The sequence below is a fragment of the Corallococcus sp. NCSPR001 genome (assembly GCF_017309135.1).
Taxonomy (GTDB): Bacteria; Myxococcota; Myxococcia; order Myxococcales; family Myxococcaceae; genus Corallococcus.
In genome coordinates, this window is record NZ_JAFIMS010000002.1 from 6,763,879 (window position 1) to 6,788,096 (window position 24,218).

Consider the following 24,218-nt stretch of genomic DNA (forward strand, 5'->3'; position numbering starts at 1 on the left):
AGTCGCTTTCCGGCGCGCGCTCAATCGAACTCGAGCGCGCGCTGGAAGTCCGCCGGGTTGGAGGCCGCGCTCTGCGCCGTCTCCAGCGTGATGTCGCCCGCGCGGTACAGCTGCGTCAGGTGCTGATCGAAGGACTGCATGCCGAACATGTCGCGGCCCTTCTCGATGACGTCCTTGAGCTCCGCGGCGCGGTCGTCCCGGATGTACTGCTCCACCGTCTTCGTCTGCACCATGATCTCCAGCGCCACCGTGCGTCCCTTGCCGGTGGCCTTGGGCAACAGGCGCTGGGAGACGGTCGCCTTGAGCGAGTCCGCCAGGCGCATGCGCACCATGGTCTGCTCCTCCGCGGGGAACACCGACACCAGGCGGTTGATGGTGCGCGACGCGTCCGTGGTGTGCACCGTGGACAGCACCAGGTGGCCCGTCTCCGACGCCTTGAGCGCGATGTCGATGGTCTCCGTGTCGCGCATCTCGCCCACCAGGATGACGTCCGGGTCCTGACGCAGCGCCGCCCTGAGCGCGATGGCGAAGTTCGCCGTGTCCGGGCCAATCTCCCGCTGGGAGATGGAGGACTTCACGTTCTTGTAGATGAACTCGATGGGGTCCTCGATGGTGAGGATGTGCAGGCTCTCCGTGTGGTTGATGTGGTTGATCATCGACGCCAGCGTGGAGCTCTTCCCGGAGCCCGTGGCGCCCGTCACCAGCACCAGCCCGCGCTCGTTGCCCGCGATCGTCTTGAGCACCTGCGGCAGGCCCAGCCCGTCGATGCTGGGAATCTCATCCGGGATGATGCGCAGGATGCAGGCCAGCGAGCCGCGTTGCCGGTAGATGTTCACCCGGAAACGCGCCACGCCTGGGAGGCTGTAGGACGAGTCGCATTCCTGCACACTGTCGATCTGCGCCTTCATCAGCTGATCGTTCATCACGTGCAGCGCGACCTGCTTCGTGTGATCAGCCTGGAGCTTTTCCATCTTCAACGGCCGCAACACGCCGTTCACCCGGTAGATGGGCGGATCCCCAGGGCGGAAGTGGATGTCCGAAGCCCCGTTCTGGACGCCGACGGTGAGCAGCTTGTTCAGGGTGTTCTGGTCCAGGTAATCCCTCTCACTTCACGAATGGAGCGGAGGATTCTAGGAGAAGGGCACCCAATCCCTCCATGGTTGCAATCTGGGAAGCATTCCCCAGCCTCACTGTACTAAATTTTCCCGCAAATCAGGGAAGGCGAGTACCCCGGGGGATGAAGGAACTGTCCTCGACTGCTCACCAGTGGCCGTCTTCCTGCCCGGACGGCCCGGATGCCCTGCCCCAAATCCGTGGCGAACATCCGGGCATGAACGGACAAACCGAGCAGGCCCCCCACTACGAAGAGCTGTCCTCCGCTGACTACGCCGCCCTGGAGGTGTGGGATCCCACCCAGGTGGTGATTACGCCGCGCATGGCGGCCCGGCTGTGGCTCCAGACGAGCCTGCGGCTGACCCGGGCCCAGAAGGAGCTGCACGACGCCATCTTCGCCAACGACCAGAGTGAAGGGGCGAAGGACCGCTACGCCGAGGCCCGCGCGGAGCTGGACTCGGCGGAGGCGTGGGCCCTGCACGTGGCCCGCAACATCCCGCGGCACCGGTAGTGACGACAGACCACCTCCTCCCCCCCGGACGTGGCGCGCGGGTGGCGGCGGGGCGGCGGCGGGACGGGCATCGCGCCCGGGCCCTTCCGCCTCCCGTCGTCACCCGTTGTCGTTGGAGGGGGCCGGTTCGTCCTTGCGCGGCGGCGGAGCGGCTTCGTTGCCCAGGAGCTGGCACAGCCCCGTCTGGAGCTTGTCCAGCAGGCGCGACAGCTCCTCGGCCTCCGGCGGCGCCAGGAACGCGCGCGCCTGGGCATCCACGTACTGCGCGGCGAGCTCCAGGGCCTGGAACTCCCGGTGCCCGGCCTCGGTGATCTCCAGGCGCACGCAGCGGCGGTTCTCCCCCGCGCGGCGCTCCACCAGCCCATCCTCTTCCAACCGGTCTACCAGCCGGCTCACCGCGGGCGCGTCGATGAGCAGCCGCTCCGCGATCTGCGCCTGACTGTGGATGCCGTAGATGCCGATGTTCTTCAGCACGAGCAGTTGCATCAGCGGCCGATCCGTTTGCTCACCCACTTTCTGGGTGAGCAGCCGGACCACTGCGCGTCGCGTCGATGCCACTTGCTCGGCGATGGTCATGGGCGTAAGAGATGATTGCATTCAACAACGGTTGTCAATTACATCTTGACTTGACTGCGCGCAGGGACCCCGGGGTGGGTACCACCACTCGCTCCTGCCGGAAAGACCTGCCGCTCCTTGAGTATGGCCACCCCCAGCGCCCTCCTCGTCCTTCTCCTCGCCGGCGCGCAGCAGGCGCCGGACCCGGTCCCGGCCCCCAAGCAGCCCGCGCCTGAAGCCAGCGCCGCCGGGTCCGCGCCGGCCGTCGTCCCCTTCCAGCCGAAGGTGGACGACCCCATGCTCGCGCCCGTCCCGCCCGCGACGGAGCAGGTGAAGACGTGGGACGACGCCCTCACCCGGGTGCGCCAGAAGTCCACGGACCTGCGCAACGCGGAGGCCGGCGTGACGCGCGCGCAGGGCCGGTGGCGCCAGTCCCTGGGCCTGCTCTTGCCCAACGCCCGGGCCACCGCGGGCGTGGGCGTGGACGTGCTCCACCCGGACGTGCCCTCCGCCGCGGGCGGCGGCTTCGTGGGCGGCTCCAACACCGGCACCGGGGTGGCGGGTCCCAGCGCGCCCCTGGGCACCGTGTCCGCGTCCCTCACCCAGTCCATCATCGATGTGGGGGCGTGGCGGGGCCTGTCGTCCGCGAAGGCCTTCGAGTCCGCGTCCGTGGCCAGCCTCCAGGACGTGCAGCGCCGCCTCACCCAGGGGCTGGCGCAGGTGCTGGTGGCCACGGTGGCCGCCGAGCGCGCCGCCGAAATCAACCGCGTGGGCCTGCGTCAGGCGCTGGAGCGCTACGCCATCACCCAGCGCTCCTTCGAACTGGGCGCCGGCACGCAGTTGGACGTGGTGCGGGTGAGCCAGGACGTGGCGGTGGCGCGGCAGGCGCTGGTGGCCGGGGACGAGCAGCTGCGCCGCACGCGCGAGTCGCTGGGCCTGTCCCTGGGCGAGGACCACGGCGTGGGCGTCAACCCGGCGTTCAACCTGGGCGGGCTGGTGGAGGAGACGCGCCAGCAGTGCGCCCCCCTGCAGGACCTGGCCAACCGGCCGGACCTGGTGGCCCAGCGGGCCAACGTGGACGCGGCCCGGGAGAGCCGGCGCCAGGCTTCCGCCGGTTACCTGCCCACCCTGGGGCTGAGCAGCACGCTGGTGGGTTTCACCACCGACCCCGGCTTTGGCCGCTTCGCCACCTGGAACGTGTCCGCGGTGCTGTCCGTCCCCCTGTGGGAGGGCGGCCAGCGCGAAGGGCTCGTGCGCGAGCGCAAGGGCATTGAAGAACAGGCCGCGCAGTCCGCCGAGGCCACCCGCCGCAACGTGGGGGTGGAGGTTTCCCGCGCGCGGCGTGGAGTGGAAGTGGCCGAAGCCTTGTTGAAGACCGCCGCCGAGTCCCTGGAGCTGGCGGACCGGACGGACCGGCTCACGCGCCGGGCCTTCGAGGTGGGACGAGGTAGCAGTTTGGAGCTGGTGCAGAGCGGAGCCGCCCTCCGCCAGGCCCAGCTCGCATTGGTTTTGAGGGAATTCGAGCTCGTCCAGGCCCGCCTGGACGCGTTCCTGACGGAGGCCCGGTGCGACTGGTGACGAGGGTACGCCCCCTGAAGGCGCTGATGACGAAGACGGTGTGGGGCGCGGCGCTGGTGGCTGGCGTGGCCGGGTGCTCGGGCAAGCCGGAGGCGAAGGCCGCTCCGCCGCCGCGCGAGGTCCAGGTCGTGTCCCTGGCGCCGCACCAGGTGCGGGACACCGGGGAGTACCTGGGGTCGCTCCTGTCGCGGCAGAGCGTGTCGGTGCTGCCGCAGGTGAACGGCTACATCCGCAAGATCCTGGTGAAGCCCGGCCAGAAGGTGGAGGCCGGCACGCCGCTGATCGAGGTGGACGCGCGTCAGGAGACCGCGGCGCTGGACAGCGCGCAGGCCCAGCAGAGCTCCTCCGCGGTGGAGCTGGAGCTGGCGAAGCGCACCCTCGCGCGCACCGAGTCCCTCAACCGCGAGGGTCTGGCCAGCGTGCAGGAGTTGGAGCGCGCCCAGGCGGCGGTGAAGGCGGCGGAGGCGGCGTCGCGCGCGGCCGGCGCGAACGTGGCCCAGCGCCAGGTGCAGCTGCAGTTCCACGTGGTGCGCGCGCCGTTCGCGGGCACCATGGGCGACGTGGTGGTGCGCGTGGGTGACTACGTGAGCGCCACCACGGTGCTCACGTCCGTGGCCCAGGCGGACGCGCTGGAGGTCAGCGTGTCCGTGCCGGCGTTCCGCGCGCGGTCGATCAAGCCGGACACCCAGCTGGAGCTGTTGGATCAGCAGGGCAAGGTCATCCTCTCCAGCACCGTCTTCTACGTGGCGCCGCAGACGGACCCCCGCACGCAGCTGGTGGAGGTGAAGGCCGCCTTCCGCAACACGGTGGGCCTGCGCCCCAGCGAGCTGCTGCGGGCGCGGCTGGTGTACGCCACGCGGGACGCGCTCCAGATTCCGGCGCTCGCGGTGGTGCGCCAGAGCGGCCAGCCCTTCGCCATGGTGGTGGAGAAGAAGGACGGCAAGACGCTGGTGGAGCGCCGCCCGGTGGCCCTGGGGCAGCTGGGTGACATGTCCTACGTCGTCGAGGGCGGCCTGAAGCAGGGCGACCTGGTCGCGGTGTCGTCGCTGCACATGCTGCGCGACGGCATGCCCGTCATTCCCAAGCAGGTCACCGTGAACACCGACGAGTCCTCCCAGCCGCCCCGCACCGCGTCCGGTGGCGGCGGCACCACCGGCGGCAGCCGCTAGCAGACGAGTCCAGAGAGGCGCCACACCGTGTTCGTCGACTTCTTCATCCGCAGGCCTGTCTTCGCCATCGTCTGCTCCATCATCCTGACGCTGGTGGGCGTCATCGCCATCCCGACGCTGCCCATCGCGCAGTACCCGGACCTGGCGCCGCCGCAAGTCACCGTCACCAGCACCTACGTCGGCGCCAGCGCCGAGGTGGTGGAGTCCGCCGTCACCATCCCGTTGGAGCAGGAGCTCAACGGTGTGGAGGACATGCGCTACATCACCTCCACCAGCAGCAACGACGGCACCAGCACCATCACCGTCACCTTCGCCCCCACGCGCAACATCGAGGTGGCGGCGGTGGACGTGCAGAACCGCGTCAGCCGCGCCGCGGCCCGCCTGCCCGCGCAGGTGAACCAGACCGGCATCGTGGTGAACAAGGCCTCCAGCCAGATGCTGCTGACGGTGGGCCTGTCCTCCCCGGACAACCGCTACGACGCGAAGTTCCTCTCCAACTACGCGGACGTGAACCTCAAGGACGCCATCAAGCGCGTGCGCGGCGTGGGCGAGGTGCGCATCTTCGGTGAGCGCAAGTTCTCCATGCGCCTGTGGTTGGACCCCTCCGAGCTGGCGCGCCGGAACATGACGCCGCAGGACGTGGTGCGCGCGCTCCAGGAGCAGAACCTCCAGGTGGCCGCGGGCCAGGTGGGCCAGCCGCCGTCCAGCGACGAGCAGCCGTATCAGATCGCCGTGCGCGCCCGGGGCCGCCTGGCGGAGCCGGAGGAGTTCGGCGACATCGTGCTCATGCGCAACAACGACGGCAAGGCCGTCACGGTGAAGGACGTGGGCCGCGTGGAGCTGGGCGCGGAGAACTACGCCACCCTCTTGCGCTTCAACGGCCGCACCGGCGTGGGCCTGGCCATCTTCCAGTTGCCCACCGCCAACGCGCTGGACGTGCGCGACGGCGTCATCAAGGAACTGGACCGCCTGGCGCAGTCCTTCCCGCCGGGCCTGGAGTACCGCACCGGCACGGACACCACGCTCGCGGTGCGCGCCTCCGTCAATGAGGTGATCCACACCCTCATCGAAGCCATCGCGCTCGTCATCCTGGTCATCTTCCTGTTCCTGCACGGGTGGCGCAGCGTGTTGATTACGGCGCTCACCCTGCCGGTGTCGCTCGTGGGCACGTTCGCGTTCGTCTACCTGATGGGCTTCTCCATCAACACGCTGACGCTCTTCGGCCTGACACTGGCCACGGGCCTCGTGGTGGACGACGCCATCGTCGTGATCGAGAACATCGAGCGCCTGATGGCGGAGCGCGGGCTCAACGCGCTCCAGGCGGCGCGCGAAGGCATGAAGGAGGTGGCCGGCGCGGTGGTGGCCATCTCCGTGGTGCTGGTGGCGGTGTTCATCCCGGTGGCCCTCTTCCCGGGCACCACGGGCTCCATCTACCGCCAGTTCGCGCTCACCATCGCCGCGTCGGTGGCCCTGTCCACCTTCTGCGCGCTGACGCTCACGCCCGCCCTGTCCGCGCGGCTGCTCAAGCACCACCACGGCCCCAAGTGGGTGTTCTTCCGCAAGGTGGATCAGGTGCTGGACTGGACGCGCGACCTGTACGGCAAGGGGCTGCGCAAGCTGCTGGTGCACCCGGTCATCGTGCTGGTGGCGTTCCTCGCCTGCATCGGCGCCACGGTGATGCTGTTCCGCTCCGCGCCCACCGGCTTCATCCCGGATGAGGACCAGGGCTACGTCATCATCTCCGTGCAGGGCCCGGAGGGCATGTCCCTCAGCCAGACGGAGAAGGTGCTCCAGGAGGTGGAGGGCGTGCTCAAGGCCCAGCCGGAGGTGAACGTGATGTTCGCCATCGGTGGGTTCTCTCCCAACGGCAACGGCTCCAACTACGCCACCGTCTTCACGGCCCTCAAGCCGTGGGAGGAGCGCACCGGGAAGGACCAGTCCGTGGCCGCGCTGGTGGAGCGGCTGCGCGGGCCGCTGGGCAAGATTGGCAGCGCGCGCGTCATCCCCTTCCAGCCCCCCGCCATCCGAGGCGTGGGCAGCGTGGGCGGCTTCCAGTTCATCGTGGAGGACGTCGCCGGCAACCACTCGCTGGAGGACCTGGCCAACGCCACGCAGGAGATGGTGCAGAAGGGCAATGAGGAGGGCCGCCTGCGCGGCGTCTTCACCCCGTTCAACGCCAACACGCCCATCCTGGACGTGGAGGTGGACCGCCAGAAGGCCAAGGCGCTGGGCGTGCCCATCGAGCAGATCTTCGGCGTGATGCAGCTCTACATGGGCAGCCAGTACGTCAACGACTTCAACTACGCCAGCCGCACCTACCGCGTGTACGTGCAGGCCGAGCAGCAGTTCCGCGACAGCCCCCAGGACATCGGCTCCTTCTACGCGCGCACGGAAGGCGGCGACATGATCCCGCTGGAGTCGCTGGTGAAGGTGACGCCCATCGTCTCCGCGCAGGTCATCAAGCACTACAACCTGTTCCGCTCCGTGGAGATCAACGGCCAGGGCGCGCCCGGCGTGTCGTCCGGCCAGGCGCTGGAGGCCATGGAGCAGGTGGCGCAGGCGTCGCTGCCCCAGGGCATGTCGTCCGAGTGGACGGGCATCAGCCTGGAGCAGAAGGAGTCCGGCGGCCAGACGATGATCATCTTCGGCCTGGGCATCCTCTTCGTGTTCCTGGTGCTGGCGGCGCAGTACGAGTCCTTCAGCCTCCCGTTCGTCATCATCCTGTCCGTGCCGCTGGCCATCATGGGCGCGCTGGGGTTGCAGGTGGCGCGCGGCTACGCGAACGACGTGTTCTGCCAGGTGGGTCTGGTGATGCTCGTGGGCCTCGCGTCCAAGAACGCCATCCTCATCGTGGAGTTCGCGGAGCAGCTGCGCGAGCAGGGCAAGAGCGCGCTGGACGCGGTGGTGACGGCGGCGGAGGTCCGCCTGCGCCCCATCCTCATGACGTCCATCGCGTTCCTCCTGGGCGTGGTGCCACTGATGACGGCGTCCGGCGCGGGCGCGGCGGCGCGCAACTCGCTGGGCACCGCGGTGTTCGGCGGCATGCTGGTGTCCACCATCATCAACCTCATCTTCATCCCGGGCCTCTACATCCTCATGCAGAAGGTACGTGGGGACGCGAAGCGCTCCAGCGGTGAGGAGGACGCGCCCCCGTCGCACGAGCCGTCCCCGGCCCCCTCGCCGTGAGCTGATTCGTCAGCGCTTCGAAAACAGACCGCCCTCCCCTTCCGGTACGCGAAGAGGAGGGCGGTGGTGTTTCCGGCGGACTGCCGTGCGCGTCAGATTTCGTGGGCGGTCTGCTCGTACACGAGGACGTGGCGGGAGACGGGCAGCAGGATGATGTTGAGCGTGCGCCAGTTGTCCCCGTTGGGACCGGTGCTGAACTCGCGGAAGTAGCTCCTCACCTGCGCGTTCGCGGGGTCCTCGCCGTAGGTGGCGGGGATGGCCGGGTGCAGCCCCTGGAACTGCAGGTACATCTGGGACTGGAACGCCGCATAGGTGGACGTGGTCGGCACCTTGTTGCGGTAGCCTGAGTACTCGCTGCGCGCGAGCACCGCCGCCGCCGCGGCGTCCAGCGTCGCGGGCGTCGAGTACGGCCACGCGAAGTCATACCGGTCGAGGAAGGAGAACATGTCCTCGCGGTACGCGTTGCCGGTGTCGAGCAGCGCCTGGAGTCCCGGCTCCAGGGGGAACGCCGCCAGCTTCACCGGGGTGCCGGCAGGCGCCGGGGTCGGGTTCGCCACGCACGCGCCGCCCACGCACGAGGCCTGGAGGCGGTACTGCTTGCCCAGGCCGTTGCTCCAACCCACCACCACCAGGTACTCGCCCGCCGTGTCGAGGGTCGCGAGCGGAATCTTGCTCAGCTCGCCGTAGCCGGAGTCGTCGTCCTGGAAGAGGATGCGCGTGCCGTAGCTGCCGTTCGCGTCCTTGGGGCCATACACGAAGAGGCCCGTGTCCACGCCCACGCCGGTGCCCAGGTGCGTGACCTCCAACGCCACCTGCGTGTGCGCCGCGACGGTGAGCTTGAAGCCCTCGTAGGCCGCCGTCGTGCCGGTGTTCGACGACACCGCGCCGCCCACCGTGAGCGTGCCCAGGTAGTTCATGAAGCCACCGGACAGCGAGGCCGGAGGCGACACCAGCGCCTGCGACCGCGCCGTCACCATGCCGCCGTTCGCCAGGGGCTCTTCCGACGGACCGCCACAGGCGCCCAGCAGGCCCACCGCGGCCATGCACCACACCACTGCCGTTCCACGCTTCATCGCGTCCACCTTCGTTCCAGGAGGGCGGGACCGGCCCGCCTCAGGGGAGTGAAGCGGCCCCTGTGACAGCTTGAAGCATGGAACTCAAGCAACAGATGAAACACAGGCGCCCCCGGCAAGCCATGCGACAGGGGCGCCTGTCCCGGCCTCTTAGAAGCTGGCGGTGGCGGTGATGCTGCCGCCGGCCGCGGGGGTGGTGACGGTGTTGTTGCTACCGCCCTGCCAGACGACGTTGCCGCTGCCGTCGCGCTTGAGGCACTTCCACTGCACGGTGGTGTTCGCGGGCAGCGCGAAGGTGCCGCGCCAGGTGGGGTACGCGGTGGGGTTGAGGATCTTGGAGGTGGTGGGGCTCCAGTTGTCGAGCGCCGCGACGCTGCCGGCCACGTAGACGTTCTGGCCCATCACGGTCGTGCCGTTGTTGCACACGAACTCCACGTTGGCGGTGGTGCCGGTGGGGGGCGGCGTGGTGCTGGTGGTCCACACCGTGTAGTCCGTGCCGGAGGCCGCCTGCGTCCAGCCGGTGCCCGGGGTCCAGGAGCCGGTGCCCAGCCGCACCGCCACCTTGCCGCCGATGATGGCCGCGTACAGGCCGCTCTCCGCGCGCTGGATGCTGACGGTGGACTCGGACGTGAGGCCCGCGTTCTTGCGGATGTCCATCAGCGTCTTGATGGAGCTGCCCAGGCCCCAGTTGAAGTAGTGCGCCCAGTAGACGGTGGGGATGCCCGGGTGGGTGAGCACGTAGGCGTAGCCCGTCATCACCTTGGTGCACGGCACCGGCCAGTGGTTCTGCCCGTTGCCGCACGTCTCGCTGGGGCCCGTGTCGTGGTTGTCCACGAAGGTGACGTGGCGGCTGGCCCACCAGCCGATGCCGCCCGCGGGCTTGCCGTCGGACGCCTTCAGGCGCGAGTAGTTGTTGTTGGTGAGCGCGTCGTTGAGCAGGCCCTTGGTGGCGAAGTCGAACGCGGCGCAGGTGCCCGTGGTCGCGTCCACCCAGTTGACGATCTGCTGCTTCCAGTTGGCGGGGTTGTTCGCGTCGAAGTAGTTCGTGGGCCAGAACTCACCCACGCAGAACCACGGGTCGGTCGCGGTGACGTACTCCTTCACGTAGCTGCCCGCGAAGCCCTTCACGAAGTCGAAGCGCCAGCCCGCGAAGCCCACGCCCTTCAGCCGGGTGCCCATCCACGTCTTCAGGTCCGCGCGCACGTTCGCCTGCGAGTGGTCCAGGTCTCGCGCCGCGGCGTAGCCCTCGCCGCTGTCCGCGTTGCCGCAGGCGCTCGGCCATTCATCCCCCGCGGCCACCGCGCTGCAGCCGCTCCAGGTGGGGTTGGTGAAGTCCGCCCAGTTGGCGGTGCCCACGCGGTGGTTCACCACGATGTCCGCGATGGGCTTCACGCCCTGCGCGTTGAGCGCGGCCAGCGCCTGGGTGAGCTCCGCCTCCGTGCCGTAGCTGGAGTTGAGCACGTTGAGCTGCCGGGGCAGATAGCCCTGCGTGGACGCCGCGTCCGAGGGCGGCGGCAGCCAGATCATCGTGAAGCCCGCGGCCTTCACCGCGGCCGCGTTGTTCTTCACCGTGTTCCACCACCCGCCCGCGCTGGCGGAGTTCCAGTGGAAGCCCTGGATCATCACGTCGGTGCTGGCGCCATCCAGCGGCTTGGCCACGGCGGGCGCGGCGGCGAACAGGCCAGCCGTGGAGACGACCAGCAGTCGGGTCTTCAACGTCATCGGGGGACCTCGGGGTTGTGGGGGAAAGCGCGGGCAAGCTAGTCCCGGCTTCCGACACGGACCAGGACTCCCCGTTGAAGGGGCCCCTCCCACCCGGTGCATCCGAGCGGACGGCGCGGTGCGTTGCGCTGTGCAGGACGCCCAAGGTGTCTAGAATCCCACCCTCCCCTGTTCTCCCCTGTAGGTGTCGCCCTTGATTGAACAAGAGACCGCCCTTCCGGCCACCGCCTCCGCCGAGGAACCGCGCTGGGCCTGGCCCCCGCTGTTCGGCCTGCTGGAGGTGCAGTTCGGCGCCGCGGTGGGCTACCTGCAGACGGCGGTGCCGTACTGGCTGGCGAAGGACGGGATGCCGCTGGCGGAGATTGGCGTGCTGTCCGGCACGGCCTTCTCGCCGCACGCGTGGAAGCTGCTGTGGGTGCCGCTCATCGACCTGGGGCCCTGGCGCCGCGTCTGGTACGGCGTGAGCACGCTGCTCACCGCGCTGCTGCTGCTGGCGTGCGCGATGTTCCCGGAGCCCGCGCAACACCTGGGCGTCTTCACGCTGCTGCTCACCGCGTTGCAGGCGGCGGCGACCACGGCGCACGCGGCGCTCAACGGCCTGATGGCCACGACGTCCAAGCCGTCCGACAAGGGGCGCACGGGCGGCTGGCAGATGGCGGGCAACGTGGGCTCCACCGCGATGATGGGCGCGCTGGCCATCTTCCTGGCGACGCAGTTCTCCCGGCAGGTCGCGGGCATCGTGCTGGCCACGCTGGTGCTGGCGAGCGGCGCGGGCATCTTCTGGATCACCGAGCGGCATGACCCCTCCACCGTGCCCACCGGGCCGCTGTTCAAGGCGGCGGTGGACCGGGTGAAGAGCATCGTGATGGACCTGGTGAAGACGGCCTTCAGCCGCGACGGGCTCATCATGCTGGTGCTCTGCCTGGCGCCGGTGAGCTGCGGCGCGCTCACCAACCTCTTCAGCGCGATGGCGGGCGCGTACCAGGTGCCGGAGCACACGGTGGAGATGGTGAACGGTCCGGGCATGGCCGTCACCGGCGCGGTGGGTTCGTTGATGGGCGGCTGGCTGTCCGACCGGATGAACCGCAAGCTCGCGTACGCGCTGATGGGCGGGGCCACGGCGATGTGCGCGTTCGCCATGGCGGCGGGGCCCATGACGACGGACACGTACATCTGGGGTTCGCTCGCGTACAGCTTCGCGAACGGCGCGGGCTTCGCGGCGTTCGCCGGCATGGTGCTGGAGATGGTGAGCGACGGCGCGGCGGTGACGACGAAGTACTCGCTCTTCGTCGCGGCCTCCAACTTCGCCATCAGCTACACCACGGCGCTGGACGGGCACGCGTCGGAGTTCCGGGGCATCGGCACGCGCGCCACCATCGCGGCGGACGGGCTGATCACGCTGGTGGGCATCAGCATCGTGGCGCTCATCTTCGTGATGTTCCTGCGCAAGAAGCCCACCGCGGCCGCCGCCACCGCGTGAGCGCCATGGCCCCCGCGTCCGTCGAGGTCGTCCCCTACCGGCCGGAGCTGCGCGAGCACTTCGCGCGGCTCAACCGGCAGTGGATTGAAAAGGACTTCCGCATCGAGGGCTCGGACGAGGCCTCGTTCGCGGACCCGCACGGGATGTTCTTGGCGCCGGGGGGCGAGGTGTTCTTCGCGCTCGTGGATGGACAGGTGCAGGGCACGTGCGCGCTGAGGCGCGAGGACGCGGACACGTTCGAGCTGTGCAAGATGGCGGTGGCCCCGGAGGCACGGGGCCGCGACCTGGGCGACGCGCTGATGCGGGCCGCGCTGGCCATGGCCCGTGAGCGCGGCGCGAAGCGGATGTACCTCGTCACCAACAGCGCGTTGGGGCCCGCGCTGGGGCTGTACCGCAAGCACGGCTTCGTCACCACGCGCGAGGGCCCGGAGGTGTCACGAGAGACGGGCTACTCGCGCGCGGACGTGGAGATGTCCGTCACGCTCTGACGGCACGAAAAAGCGCCGCGTCCCGTGAGGGGCGCGGCGCTGGGGTGTGGGGCTTCGGGCCTGAGGCCTACTTCGTGTGCACCGTCACGTCGGCGGAGAGGCCGGCGCGCAGGGCCATCCCCTGCGGCGGGTGCACCCAGGAGATGCGCACGGGCACGCGCTGCACCACCTTCACGAAGTTGCCGGACGCGTTGTCGGGCGGCAGCAGCGAGAAGCGGGAGCCGGTGCCTCCGGACAGGCTCTCCACCCTGCCCTCCAGCTTCTCACCGGAGAAGGCGTCCAGCTCCACCTCCACGCGCTGGCCGGGCTGCATGTGGCCCACCTGCGTCTCCTTGAAGTTGGCCACCACGTAGGTCGTCGTGGGCACCAGCTCCGCCACGGCCTGGCCGGGGGTGAGCAGTTGGCCCGCGTGCACGGACAGCTTGGACACCTGGCCGTCCGCCGGAGCGATGATGCGCGTGTCCTCCAACTGGAGCTTCGCCTGGTCGAGCGCGGCCTCCGCGCCCTTCACCCGAGCGTGCGCCAGCGACGCGTTGGCCTGGGCGGCGGCGATCTTCTCGTCGATGGGGGCGCTCACGTCGAGCTGGCCCCGGGCCTCCGCCACCTTGCTCTCCGCGGTGCGCCGGCCCTCCTCCGCCAGGGCGAGCTGCGCGCGGGCGCCTTCGAGCGCGGCCTGCGCCGTCTCGTTGGCCGTCTGCGCGTCATCCAGAGCGCTCTGCGCCACGACGTTCTGTTGACGCAGGCTCTGGGTCCGCTCCAGGTCCAGCGTGGCCTTGCGGGCCTGGGCCTCCGCGCGGGTCAGCGCCGCGCGGGCCGCCGCCACCTGCGCCTGGGCGCCGCTCACCGCGGACGTGCTCGTGGACACGAGCGCCTTCGCGCTGGAGAGGCCGCCCTTCGCGCCGGCCGCCGCCACCGTGGCCTGCGCGTCCGCCGCGGCGGCCTGGGCGCGCGCGGACTCCAGCTCGGCCTCCGCCTGCTTCACGCGCGCTTCATAGGGACGCGGGTCGATTTGAAGGAGCACGTCGCCCTGGCGCACGGTGGCGTTGTCCAGCACGGCCACCTTCACCACGGGGCCGGACACGCGCGCGGCCAGGGGCACCACGTCCGCCTCCACCTGCGCGTCGTCGGTGGACTCCTGCCCGGCCGTGACGAGCTTGAAGCCGCCAATGGCCAGCAGGATGGCAGCCACGACGCCACCGAGGATGAGGAAGCCCCGCTTGCCGCGCTTCGCCTGCGCCGAGGCGGCGGGCGCGGGCGCCGCTTCGGGGACGAGTTGGGGAGCAGTCGTTGTCGTTGCCATGTCTTAAATCTCCACGTCGATGTGCGGTTTCTCGTGGGAGCCCCCGACGCTCGGGGGGTCCTTGAGGAAGTAGATGAGCGGCAGCACCACCACGAACATCAGCGCCGCCAGGACGAAGAGCTTGTCGAACGCGAGCACCATGGCCTGCCGTGACACGTTGCCCACCATCATCTGGAGGCTGGCCATGCTGGCGCTCGCGGCGTCCAGGCCGTGCTGCATGAGCCCCTTCTGGGTGGCGGCCATGCGGCTGGCGACCTCCCACCGCTCCGGGTTCACGTGCGCGGCGATGGAGGCCTTGGACAGCACGGTGTAGCGCGACAGGAGCGTGGTGAAGATGGCCAGGCCCACGGACCCGCCAATCTGACGCAACAGCGAGTTGAGGCCCGTCGCGTCCGCCATCCGCTCGCGAGGGATGCTGCCGAGCGCCGTGGCGCTGAGCGGCACGAACATCATGCTGAAGCCCACGCCCTGCAGCGCGATGGCCGCGATGATGTTGTTGGAGCCCGTCGCGAGCGAGAAGTGGCTCATCTCGTAGGCGCCGAAGCCCGCGAACACGATGCCCAAGCCCACCAGGATGCGCGCCGGCACCTTGCCGTACAGCCGCCCGACGATGGGCATCATCAACATCATTACCAGCGTGCGCGGCATCAGCGAGAAGCCCGACTGCGTCGCGGTGAAGCCCAGCAGCTCCTGCATGAACACCGGCAAGAGGAACATGCTGGCCATGAGCACCGCGAACACCAGCGCGCCCAACAGCGTGCCGGACGCGAACACCGGGTCCTTGAACAGCCGCAGGTTCACCGCGGGGGCCTCCGCGGTCAGCTCGCGGATGACGAAGGCGACGAGGCACGTGGCGGAGATCAGCGCGCAGATGACGATGACGGGGGACTCGAACCAGTCATCCGCCTGTCCCTCTTCCAGGAAGTACTGGAGCGTGGCCAGGCCCATGCAGAGCAGCGTGATGCCGGACCAGTCCATGTGCTTGCGCTGCTTCTCGGCCTCCTGGCGCGCGGTGGCGCGCAGCTGTTCGTCCTCCTGGACGAAGCGGGCCACCATGAAGAAGCCCAGGATGCCCACCGGCACGTTGATGAAGAAGATCCAGGACCAGTGCCAGTTGTCCACGATGTAGCCGCCCAGCGTGGGGCCAATGGCCGGGCCCACCATCACGGCCATGCCGAAGATGGCCATCGCGGTGCCCTGCTCCTTGGGCGGGAACGTCTGCCGGAGGATGGCCTGCTCGGTGGGTTGCAATGCGCCCGCGCCCAGTCCCTGGAGGAATCTGAAGAGCACCAGCGTGGGCAGGTTCCACGCGAACCCGCACAGGAACGAGCCCGCGACGAAGAGCACCAGACACGCCAGGTACACGCGCTTCTGGCCGAACATGCGGCCCAGGAAGCCCGTGAGCGGCATCACCATCACCGTGGCGATGACGAAGCCGGTGGTGGCCCAGGTGATCTCCTGCACCGTGGCACCCACGGCGCCGCGGATCTGCGGCAGCGCCACGTTCACGATGGACGAGTCGATGGCGCCCATCAGCGTGCCGAACGTCACCGACAGGGTGACGAGCCACTTGTTGACGGGGGCCCTGGGCGCGACTTGCGCCAGGACCTCCGGTGTCACGACGGCTGTCGCCATGTCAGTCGACCTCGATGCCCTTCAAGAAGACGCGGAGGATCTCCTCCGCCCAGGCGGCTGCCGGAGGGTTCGCGGCGTCGTCCTCGCGCAGGCGGTCCAACGCGCCGCGCACCATGCCCATCAGGAGATTCGGGTAGTACGCGCGGCCCTCCGCGCGGAACTCACCGGCCTGGATGCCCCGGTCCACGATGACCACCACGCGCTTGCTGAGCTCCGCCAGGATGCGGCTCTTGCGCGCCGGATCCTCCGGCAGCTGAACCAGCACCCGCACGAACGCGTCGCGCTCCGCCACGTGAGCGAACAGCGCCATCACGAAGGCGCGCAGTTGTTCGCGCGCGGGGCGCTCCGTCACGGGGGCCAGGGCCGCGTCCAGCCGGTCCAGCATCAGCTGCCGGCGCTTCGCGCGCAGCGCGTCCAGCAGGGCCGCGCGGTCGGTGAAGTGGTTGTAGAGCGTCCCCACCGACACGCCTGCCTGCTCGGCGATGGACTCCATCTTCGCCGCGTGCAGGCCGTCGCGAGCGAACACCGCCGCGGCCGCCGCCAGGATGGCGTCAGCGGTGGCTTCCTTCAGACGCGAGCGCAGCCTTTTGACGGGCGCCTCAGATTTTGAATCTCGATTCATTTCCTGAAGAGAGATTTAACCCTCTCCGCGCCGGAGTCAAATCGACCGGGACCTTCAGAGGGGGGAAGCGGGCAGACGCAAGAAGGGCCGGCGGGAGTGCGCTCCGCCGGCCCTTCCTTGGACGACCTGGATCTTCAGCGACGGCGGCTCAGGGCGTGAGCATGCCCAGCTTGGGGGCCGGCAGGTCCACGGACAGCTCCTGGGTGAAGCCGTCGGTGGCGTGGAAGCCCTTGCCGCTGACCTCGCCCGCGCGGAACAGCGCCCAGCTCTGGAGGCCGCGCTGGAACGAGCGAGTCATGTGCCACAGCTCCAGGCCGCTGTTGGCGACGAAGAGGTACAGCGTCCGCTTCGGGTTCCAGGGGTTGGGCAGCGCCAGGGCCAGGCCGTCATCCGCGCGGCCGTACGTCTTGCCCTGCCAGCGGAAGAAGCGCCGGCCCAGCTCCACCGGCAGCTTCTTCTCCGCCGCCAGGCGCGCCATGAGCCCGTTGTCCTCCAGGCCCCCGAAGACGACGAGGTCGCGGTCCGCGAGCTCCGCGTCCGTCACCTCCGCGTCCGGCTTGAGCGGGGCCAGGCGCTCCGGGGACGCGTCCGCCAACTGCTCGCGGTAGTTCGTCGCCAGCGTGCGCATGGACTCCACCTGGCGCGCGGAGCCGTACACGAAGAGGAGCTTGTCCCAGTCATCCAGCGTGTTGGCCAGGGTCTGGTAGCGCTCGCGGGCCACGGGGATGTCGTTGCCCACGTTGAACACCACGCGCACCGGCCGGTCCGGGACCTTCACGGTGAAGGTGTCGCTGCCGCTCTTCACCTCCATGCGCTCCAGCACGGCCCCCTTCTCCGTCTGCACCTCCACCAGCGTGGCGAAGCGCCAGGGCGTACCGGACTGGTCCACCTTCAGCGTCACCTCGTAGCCCTCCTTGGCCTTCTGGGCGCGGGAGGTGAGGCGCGGCGCGGGCAGGCCCCCGCGCTCCACCCACTGCTTCACCCAGGGGCTCACGTCCTGGCCCGCGGCCTCCGAAGCGGTGCGGATGAAGTCCTGGGTGGTGAGCTTCTTGTTCGCGAACTTCGAGTGCACCGCGCCCATCACCTTGGCGAACTTCGCGTTGCCCAGGGTCAGCCGCAGCTGGTGCAGCAGGTACGTGCCCTTGATGCGCGGCACCGCGTACTGGCCATAACGGCCGTAGTCCGTGCGCGCGGCGGTGGGCACCACGTCGCCCTCGCGGGCCGTGACGTACAGGTAGCGGGCGTTGAGCTCCGCGAGCGCGTCGCGCTGGGCGTCGAAGGCCTTGGACAGGTCGTCCCCTTCCGGCAGGTCCCGGAGCTGGGTCCAGTACGCGGCGGAGCCGCTGCCGAACCAGTTGTCCGCGTCCGTCGCGGGGAACACCGTGTTGGCCCAGAGCTTCTTCTCGTCGAAGGACAGCGCGTCCTTCACGCGGGCGAAGTCGCGCTTGGGCTTGTCCGCCTTGGGCTCCGGCTTCTGCTTCGCCTTCGCGGCCTTCAGCTGGTCCGCCACGTAGATGGGGCTGAAGGCGGTGTAGCCCAGGGACAGGTGCGGCGTGGCGCCGGGCAGGTCCGGAATCCAGCGGCTGCCCACCATCTTCTCGCGCAGCGTCGTCTTGCCGTAGTGGGCCAGGAACATCAGCTTCTCGGTCATCTCCGAGGTGGTGATCTTCCCGTCACACGCGTGCGGACGGTTGATGGGGCTGGACGCCATCATGCGCGTGGCGCTGTCCACGTCGAAGCCGCCCTTGCCGTACTTCGCGTAGTACTCCTGGAAGGCGACGTCGCGGTTCCAGGTGTTGAAGGCCAGGTCCACCGGAGCGTTGCTCGCGTTGGGTACGGACTCCTTGCGGACCTCCGGGTCGCGGTTGTTGTTGTTGGCCCAGATGAAGTCCTTGAGGTTTCCAGGCGTATCCCCGGCCTTGCCCTTGCTGCCGGTGCGCCACAGCCGCGTCTTCGCGGTGCCCAGGAGCAGGCACGCGCCCTCGTCCGTCTTGGTGTCCGCGAGCGTCCAGTCGTTGGTATAGAGACCGTTGTTGCGGTCCTTGAGGATGCGCTCCACGTCGTCGATGGAGTTCGCGTACTGCACGGCCTTGCGGATGCGGTTGCTCTGCGGGGTGCCGTCGATGTTGAAGGGCGTCTGGCCCACGGTCGTCTCGCCGATGACGATGCCCGCGTCGTTGAGCATCCAGTCGGAGCCGCTGTGGATGCCGCCCGGGAAGGTCTGCATCACGAAGCGGTGGCCCTTGGTGGGCTGCACGTCCAGCACCACGTCCCAGTGGACGCCGGTGTAGCCGTTCCACATGAAGATCTGGCCCATGACGACGCGGCCATCCTTCGTCGCGGACTTCGTGGCCACGAAGGACGAGCAGTGGTCGCCCTCCCCCGCCCGGCCGTTCTCGTCCTCGCCCTTGAGGAAGGTGCGCCCGGAGATCGGGGACGCGGTGACGCGGTTGGCGTCCTCCAGCTGGCCCAGGTCCACGGCGGAGTTGATGGCGACGACGTCGAGCACGTCCAGGTCGCGCTCCTTGCCATCCGGGCCCTTGAACTTCGCGCCGCCCACGTTGGCGCCGTCGGCGATGCCCTTCATCTCCTCCAGGTACTCGGGGTCGAAGCGGCGCAGGAACAGCGAGTCCGCGAGCAGGCGCACCTGCGCCCAGCCCTTCGCGGCGTCCGCCTTATCCTTCTGGATGCCCAGCTTCTCGATGTAGCGGACGATCTCCTGCGACACGAGCTCGCCGTACTGACGGCCGCGCTCGTAGGGCTCGCCCTCGATGTGCACGTACACCCAGCCGCCGTCGTCGTAGCGGAAGCCCTTGCCGGCCCACCGCACGCTCTCCATCGGGATGTACTGGGTGACGTCGGTCACCTCCTCCAGCTTCACGTCGTCGAACCACGCGGTGCCGGTGGCCTTGCCGTTGTGGCCCAGGTGCGCGCGCACGCGGTCATTGGACGTGGTGGCGAAGAACAGCACCTGCACCCGGCCGCTCTGGTCGGCGCCCTGCGGCGGAGAGCAGTTGGTGAAGGGGAAGCTCTGCATGGACAGACACGCGCCCAGCGCCGTGGGATAGCGGGCCTGCGCGTCCGCCTGCACGCCCTGGGTGCGCACCCAGGCGGAGAGCCGGTAGAGGCGGCCCACCTGGAGCTTCACGGGCTCGGAGACGACGGTGGTCTCCGCGCCGCCCTGGGGGCTTTCGATGACGAGGCTGCGGCTGCCCTCCGACTTCGCGTCGGTGCGGGCGGACACCTTGCCCTGGCCTGACGCGGTCCAGCCCTGGGGCAGGCCGCTGGCGGCGCCGGATTCAAAGCCGGCGTTGGGGATGGCGATGGACGCGGGGGCAGCCCATGCAGAGGCCGAGGCGCATGCGGCCAGCGTGGGCCAGAGCAGACGGGAGCGTTTCCACATCAGACGCAGGTGGGACATGGCTTGCTCATGGGAAGGAGGAATGGGTGCGGCATCCTGTCACGTCGTACGCGGACGTGCTGCCACGCATTGCGCGGGGTTCACTGCCGGCGCGGCTGGACAGCTTCCTGCCATGACGCCCTGTTCCATGACGGCCCGAATTCGACCGCAAGGCGCGGAGTGCTGGCCTGTGCACCGGGGGTTAGGTTTCGCCTCGTGGACATTGAAGGGAGGCGGAACATGGCGACGAAGACGGAAGCCCTCGCGGCGGCGACGGTGGGCGACCCGCGCTGGGCGGCGGTCGTCGCCCGGGACGCGGCGGCGGATGGGCGCTTCTTCTATTCCGTGCGGACGACGGGGGTGTACTGCCGTCCGTCCTGTGGCGCGAGGACACCGAGGCCGGAGAACGTGGGCTTCCACCTGACGGTGGCGGCGGCGGAGCAGGCGGGGTTCCGGGCGTGCAAGCGGTGCAGGCCGGGGGAGCCCTCGCTCGCCGTGAAGCACGCGGACCGGGTGGCCGACCTGTGCCGCTTCATCCAGGCCTCCGAGGAGATGCCGAGCCTGGAGGAGCTTGCGGAGCGCGCGGGGCTGTCGCCGTACCACCTGCACCGGGTGTTCAAGGCCGTCACGGGGCTGACGCCGAAGGGCTATGCGGCGGCGCAGCGTGCGGAGCGGATCCGCGCCGGGCTGACGAAGCGCGGCTCCGTCACCGAGGCCATCTACGACGCCGGCTTCAATTCGAGCGGCCGTTTCTACGAAACCTCCAGCCAGGTCCTGGGCATGACACCGACGAACTTCCGCGCCGGGGGCGCGAACACGGAGATCCACTTCGCCATCGCGGAGTGCTCGCTGGGTCCCATCCTGGTGGCCACGAGCGACCGGGGCGTATGCGCCATCCTGATGGGGGATGATCCGGACGCGCTGGCGAAGGACCTCCAGGACCGCTTCCCGCAGGCGACGTTGGTGGGAGGCGACGCGAAGTTCGAGCAGTTGGTGGCGAAGGTCGTGGGCTTCGTGGAGGCGCCGCGCGTGGGGCTGGACCTGCCCCTGGACGTGCGGGGCACGGCGTTCCAGCAGCGCGTGTGGCAGGCGCTGCGGGAGATCCCGGCGGGGAAGACGGCGAGCTACACGGACATCGCGGAGCGGATTGGCTCACCGAAGTCCGTGCGGGCCGTGGCGCAGGCCTGTGGGGCGAATGCGCTGGCGGTGGTGATTCCGTGTCACCGGGTGGTGCGCAATGACGGCGCGCTGTCTGGCTACCGCTGGGGCGTGGAGCGCAAGCGCGCGCTGCTGGAGCGCGAATCCGCGCACGCGGCAGATGGCGGGCTGGCGCAAGGGGCGCGGAGATGAGCGCACGCCGTGGAGGTGCGCTCGCGGTCCGCGCCCCGCCGGGGATCCAGGCACGAGTGGGTGCGGTGGATTGGGAGGTGACGAGCCGGGAGCTGGATGCTCGGGGGTGTGCGGTGCTCGGGGCCCTGCTCACCGCTGACGAGTGCGAAGCATTGGCGCTGCTCTACGACGTGGAGGATGCCTTTCGCAGTCGGGTCGTCATGGCGCGGCACGGGTTTGGCCGAGGTGAATACAAATACTTCGACCATCCGCTTCCAGAGGTCGTGACGGACCTGCGCACGGCGCTGTACCCATGCCTGGCGCCCATCGCGAACCGATGGAACACGGCGATGGGCCTCGACGTGCGGTTTCCGGACGCGCACGCGGACTTCCTCGCACGCTGCCACGAAGCCGGGCAGATGCGGCCCACGCCCCTGCTCTTGCGCTACGGCACGGACGACTACAACTGCCTGCACCAGGACCTGTACGGCGAGCACGTCTTCCCGCTCCAGGTAGCCATTCTCCTCTCCGATCCAGGAAAGGACTTCACGGGTGGCGAGTTCGTGCTGACGGAGCAGCGTCCCCGGGTGCAGTCCCGCGCGGAGGTCGTCCCCTTGCGTCAAGGAGACGCGGTCGTCTTCGCGGTGCATCATCGACCGGTCCAGGGCACGCGGGGCACGTACCGCGTCAATCTGCGTCACGGCGTCAGCCGCGTGCGCTCGGGTATGAGGCACACGGTGGGCATCATTTTCCATGATGCGGCGTAGCTCCTGGCATTGGGCACACATTCAACTATTGGGGCTATTCCCACCCATCCGGAGAACTCTTGATTTGAACACCTGAGATTGTCCACTCTGAGTGAATGACAAAACTCAGGCAACTCCTGTTGGCGGCCTTCGCGGTGGTTTGCATTGCCTCGGCTCCGGCCCAGGCGGCGGTGGGGGTCACGACGGTGACCGCGCCCGCGACGGTTCCCAACCCCTATTCCACCTTCACGATCAGCTACGGCCTGAATGGAAGCAGCCTGATCGCCACGTCACAGATCCGCTTCTACCTGGCGACCACGCCGCAGGGGACCTCCAACCGGGTCCTGATGAGCTCGCGTCAGATCACGCTGGGGTGGGCCGGAAACGGGCTCTACCTGCCGCCCACGGGGACCCAGTCGGCGTCCTTCTCCTACGCCACGGTCCAGGCCAGCGCGCAGACCGTGCTGGCGGCGGCAGCGAGTGCCTGCGCTCCGCAGAGCTTCTACATCCAGGTCGAGGCGGACTTCGGGCTCCCGTGGGGCGACGACACGCTGATTGGCACCACCAAGCTCCCGGACTTCTACTTCACGGCCGGGACGCTGAGCCCCACGACCATCACGCCCGGGGGCACCGTCAACTTCACGGCGGACCTCTACACGGCGTGCCCCGTGACGACCTCGTCCACGCTGGGCGTCTTCCTGACGGACACCAGCTACAACGTGCTCAGCTACATCGGCGGGATCTCCGTGGGCACGGGCGCGGGCACGTTCTCGGTTCCGTCCACGGGCATCACGTTCTCGAGCGCCATCGCGCCAGGGACCTACTACCTGGTCCTCGTGGCGGACCTGGACGATGACATCGCGGAGAGCAACGAAAGCAACAACCAGGGTGCCTTCACCGTGCAGGTCGTCGCGAGCCAGCCGTTGACGGTGCAGGGCTCGGGCAGCGCGCTGAACTCCGACCTGCCCGGTCCGGTCCGCGAGCACCTGGAGCAGTACACCCCGACGATCGGGTACGTGGACGGCTACGCCTCGATGTCGCGCTGATGAAGTGAGCCAACCGTGGGGACCGGGCGCATCCGGCCCGGGCCCCTGCGGCGGCGGCCCCAGCACCCTCTCTCACCCACAGGAGGATCCAATGAAGCGGATAGGGATGGTCATCGCGTTGTTCTTTTGCATGAACGCAGTCCCCCAAGCTCGAGCCGCCGCCATGAAGCCAGCGGCGCTGCGCGAGCGCATCAGCGTGTCGCTGGCCGCCGATAAGCGCGAGGTGGCGCTGACCCTGGCGAAGCAGGACACGGTGCTGCGAAAAGCGCTCGCTTCCCGCTTGAGCGCCGAGCACCTCTCCGTGGATCTGAAGCAGTGGCTGAGCACCGTGCCGGCCCCGTCCTCTGTCACGGGCGTGGCGGAGCGAGCGGACCTGAGCATCCGCCGGCTCAAGGGCATCGATCGGGAGCTCGACAGCCTGCTTCAGCTGCGTCTGGCCAGCGCGTCCATGCTGGCGGCATTGCAGCAAGGCGTTGAGCCCCTCTACGCGTATGAGCCGGACGGCGATGACTCCCAGTGGCGATTCATCGAGGCCTTCGATGGCCTTGGCCGCGTGCACCATCTCGACGTGCACCGCATGCCTGAACAGCCGGTGCTGGTGGTGGACCTCGACGCGCGCAGGGACCTGGCCGCCGGCATCAAGCTGATGCGCGAGCAACTCGTGGCCCTCGGGCAGCGTCCCCTGCCCGTCCAGAGCACGGCCGCCGCGGCGACCAGCACGCCGGTGACGATCCTCGATCGCATCTACCTGAACGACGACGAGGAGCCCTGGATCTCCGGCAACGCGGAGGTCTACGCCATCGTCAACGGTGTCGACCCCAGCCGTGACGCGCCGCAGTTGGACATCGTCGACATGCCCTATCTGGACACGGACGGGAGGGTCTATACCCCGAACCAGGTCCTGATCTTCTGGGAGCGTTATCGCTGGGCGGCGGCGAACGTCATCCTCATGGAGCATGACGACAACACCAGTTACCAGGAGCTGGTGAGCTACCTGTTCAATGTCGCGAGCCAGATCCTGACGGCCATCGGCCAGCCGGAGATCGGCGCCCTGGTGGCCCTGGGCAGCGGGCTGGTGGATCGCATGCCCGGTGAATGGTTCACCAACGACGACGACTACGTCGATTCGTTCTACACGTTGGAAAAGAACCACGCCTACACCAACTACAGCGGAGCACGCGGCAACGCGGTGGTGTCGCTCAGGCCTTACGAACTCCTGAGCCAGTAGCAGTCGGCAGGCACCGTGAGTCGTATCGGCTCACCAA

The 24,218-nt window shown here is 69.1% G+C and carries 18 protein-coding genes; 10 read left to right on the forward strand and 8 right to left on the reverse strand.

The window, feature by feature from the left end; translation table 11 throughout:
• Window positions 1–20 precede the first annotated feature (20 nt).
• Window positions 21–1,094 (reverse strand): type IV pilus twitching motility protein PilT, encoded by a 1,074-nt coding sequence (locus JYJ93_RS29140; protein WP_206800496.1) that lies wholly within the window; start codon window positions 1,092–1,094, stop codon window positions 21–23.
• Between the two features lie 236 nt (window positions 1,095–1,330).
• On the opposite strand from JYJ93_RS29140, the gene JYJ93_RS29145 reads away from it, so the two are divergent.
• Window positions 1,331–1,624, forward strand: coding sequence for a FruA-associating protein, FapA (locus JYJ93_RS29145; protein ID WP_206797771.1), 294 nt, complete (start codon window positions 1,331–1,333; stop codon window positions 1,622–1,624).
• Window positions 1,625–1,723: 99 nt separating this feature from the next.
• Here the strand turns inward: JYJ93_RS29145 and JYJ93_RS29150 are convergent, their stop codons facing one another.
• Window positions 1,724–2,110: a MarR family transcriptional regulator gene (locus tag JYJ93_RS29150; protein ID WP_242543966.1), complete on the reverse strand. Its 387-nt coding sequence runs from the start codon at window positions 2,108–2,110 to the stop codon at window positions 1,724–1,726.
• A 213-nt stretch (window positions 2,111–2,323) separates the two neighbouring features.
• Between JYJ93_RS29150 and JYJ93_RS29155 the strand changes: the two genes are divergently transcribed.
• Genes JYJ93_RS29155 through JYJ93_RS29165 form a run of 3 tightly spaced genes read left to right on the forward strand, consistent with a single transcriptional unit; the run spans window position 2,324 to window position 8,112 of the window.
• Entirely contained in the window at window positions 2,324–3,757 is a 1,434-nt protein-coding gene (locus JYJ93_RS29155) for a TolC family protein (RefSeq protein ID WP_206797791.1), read from the forward strand.
• Window positions 3,758–3,783: 26 nt separating this feature from the next.
• Window positions 3,784–4,926 (forward strand): efflux RND transporter periplasmic adaptor subunit, encoded by a 1,143-nt coding sequence (locus JYJ93_RS29160; RefSeq protein WP_206797793.1) that lies wholly within the window; start codon window positions 3,784–3,786, stop codon window positions 4,924–4,926.
• A gap of 27 nt (window positions 4,927–4,953) precedes the next feature.
• Window positions 4,954–8,112, forward strand: coding sequence for a multidrug efflux RND transporter permease subunit (locus JYJ93_RS29165; protein ID WP_206797795.1), 3,159 nt, complete (start codon window positions 4,954–4,956; stop codon window positions 8,110–8,112).
• A 92-nt stretch (window positions 8,113–8,204) separates the two neighbouring features.
• On the opposite strand, the gene JYJ93_RS29170 is transcribed toward JYJ93_RS29165, so the two are convergent.
• Window positions 8,205–9,185 (reverse strand): hypothetical protein, encoded by a 981-nt coding sequence (locus JYJ93_RS29170; protein WP_206797797.1) that lies wholly within the window; start codon window positions 9,183–9,185, stop codon window positions 8,205–8,207.
• A gap of 150 nt (window positions 9,186–9,335) precedes the next feature.
• Window positions 9,336–10,907 carry a glucan 1,4-alpha-maltotetraohydrolase domain-containing protein gene (locus tag JYJ93_RS29175; protein WP_206797799.1) on the reverse strand — a complete coding sequence of 524 codons (1,572 nt, stop codon included), beginning with the start codon at window positions 10,905–10,907 and terminating at the stop codon, window positions 9,336–9,338.
• A 184-nt stretch (window positions 10,908–11,091) separates the two neighbouring features.
• Here JYJ93_RS29175 and JYJ93_RS29180 point away from each other — a divergent pair, with 184 nt between their 5' ends.
• Window positions 11,092–12,387 carry an MFS transporter gene (locus JYJ93_RS29180; protein WP_347402706.1) on the forward strand — a complete coding sequence of 432 codons (1,296 nt, stop codon included), beginning with the start codon at window positions 11,092–11,094 and terminating at the stop codon, window positions 12,385–12,387.
• Window positions 12,388–12,392: 5 nt separating this feature from the next.
• Window positions 12,393–12,875, forward strand: a complete 483-nt coding sequence (locus JYJ93_RS29185; protein ID WP_206797803.1) for a GNAT family N-acetyltransferase — start codon at window positions 12,393–12,395, stop codon at window positions 12,873–12,875.
• A 67-nt stretch (window positions 12,876–12,942) separates the two neighbouring features.
• Here JYJ93_RS29185 and JYJ93_RS29190 read toward each other — a convergent pair whose 3' ends face one another.
• The 4 genes from JYJ93_RS29190 to JYJ93_RS29205 form a co-directional block, all read right to left on the reverse strand.
• Complete coding sequence (locus JYJ93_RS29190) at window positions 12,943–14,175, reverse strand: HlyD family secretion protein (protein WP_206797805.1); 1,233 nt, start codon at window positions 14,173–14,175, stop codon at window positions 12,943–12,945.
• Between the two features lie 3 nt (window positions 14,176–14,178).
• The gene (locus JYJ93_RS29195; RefSeq protein ID WP_206797815.1) at window positions 14,179–15,810 is read right to left on the reverse strand and encodes a DHA2 family efflux MFS transporter permease subunit; all 1,632 of its coding nucleotides are present in this window, start codon (window positions 15,808–15,810) and stop codon (window positions 14,179–14,181) included.
• A gap of 1 nt (window position 15,811) precedes the next feature.
• A complete protein-coding gene (locus JYJ93_RS29200) occupies window positions 15,812–16,432 on the reverse strand; it encodes a TetR/AcrR family transcriptional regulator (RefSeq protein ID WP_206797817.1) in 621 nt (206 codons plus the stop codon).
• 148 nt (window positions 16,433–16,580) lie between these two features.
• Entirely contained in the window at window positions 16,581–19,853 is a 3,273-nt protein-coding gene (locus tag JYJ93_RS29205) for a C45 family autoproteolytic acyltransferase/hydolase (protein ID WP_206797818.1), read from the reverse strand.
• A gap of 219 nt (window positions 19,854–20,072) precedes the next feature.
• Here JYJ93_RS29205 and ada point away from each other — a divergent pair, with 219 nt between their 5' ends.
• From ada to JYJ93_RS29225, 4 genes are all read left to right on the forward strand, one after another.
• The gene (gene ada / locus JYJ93_RS29210) at window positions 20,073–21,182 is read left to right on the forward strand and encodes a bifunctional DNA-binding transcriptional regulator/O6-methylguanine-DNA methyltransferase Ada (RefSeq protein WP_206797821.1); all 1,110 of its coding nucleotides are present in this window, start codon (window positions 20,073–20,075) and stop codon (window positions 21,180–21,182) included.
• Between the two features lie 65 nt (window positions 21,183–21,247).
• The gene (locus tag JYJ93_RS29215) at window positions 21,248–21,928 is read left to right on the forward strand and encodes a 2OG-Fe(II) oxygenase (RefSeq protein WP_347402707.1); all 681 of its coding nucleotides are present in this window, start codon (window positions 21,248–21,250) and stop codon (window positions 21,926–21,928) included.
• Window positions 21,929–22,023: 95 nt separating this feature from the next.
• Window positions 22,024–22,953 (forward strand): hypothetical protein, encoded by a 930-nt coding sequence (locus tag JYJ93_RS29220; protein WP_206797823.1) that lies wholly within the window; start codon window positions 22,024–22,026, stop codon window positions 22,951–22,953.
• Between the two features lie 163 nt (window positions 22,954–23,116).
• Window positions 23,117–24,181, forward strand: a complete 1,065-nt coding sequence (locus JYJ93_RS29225) for a DUF3103 domain-containing protein (protein ID WP_242543968.1) — start codon at window positions 23,117–23,119, stop codon at window positions 24,179–24,181.
• Window positions 24,182–24,218: the final 37 nt, after the last annotated feature.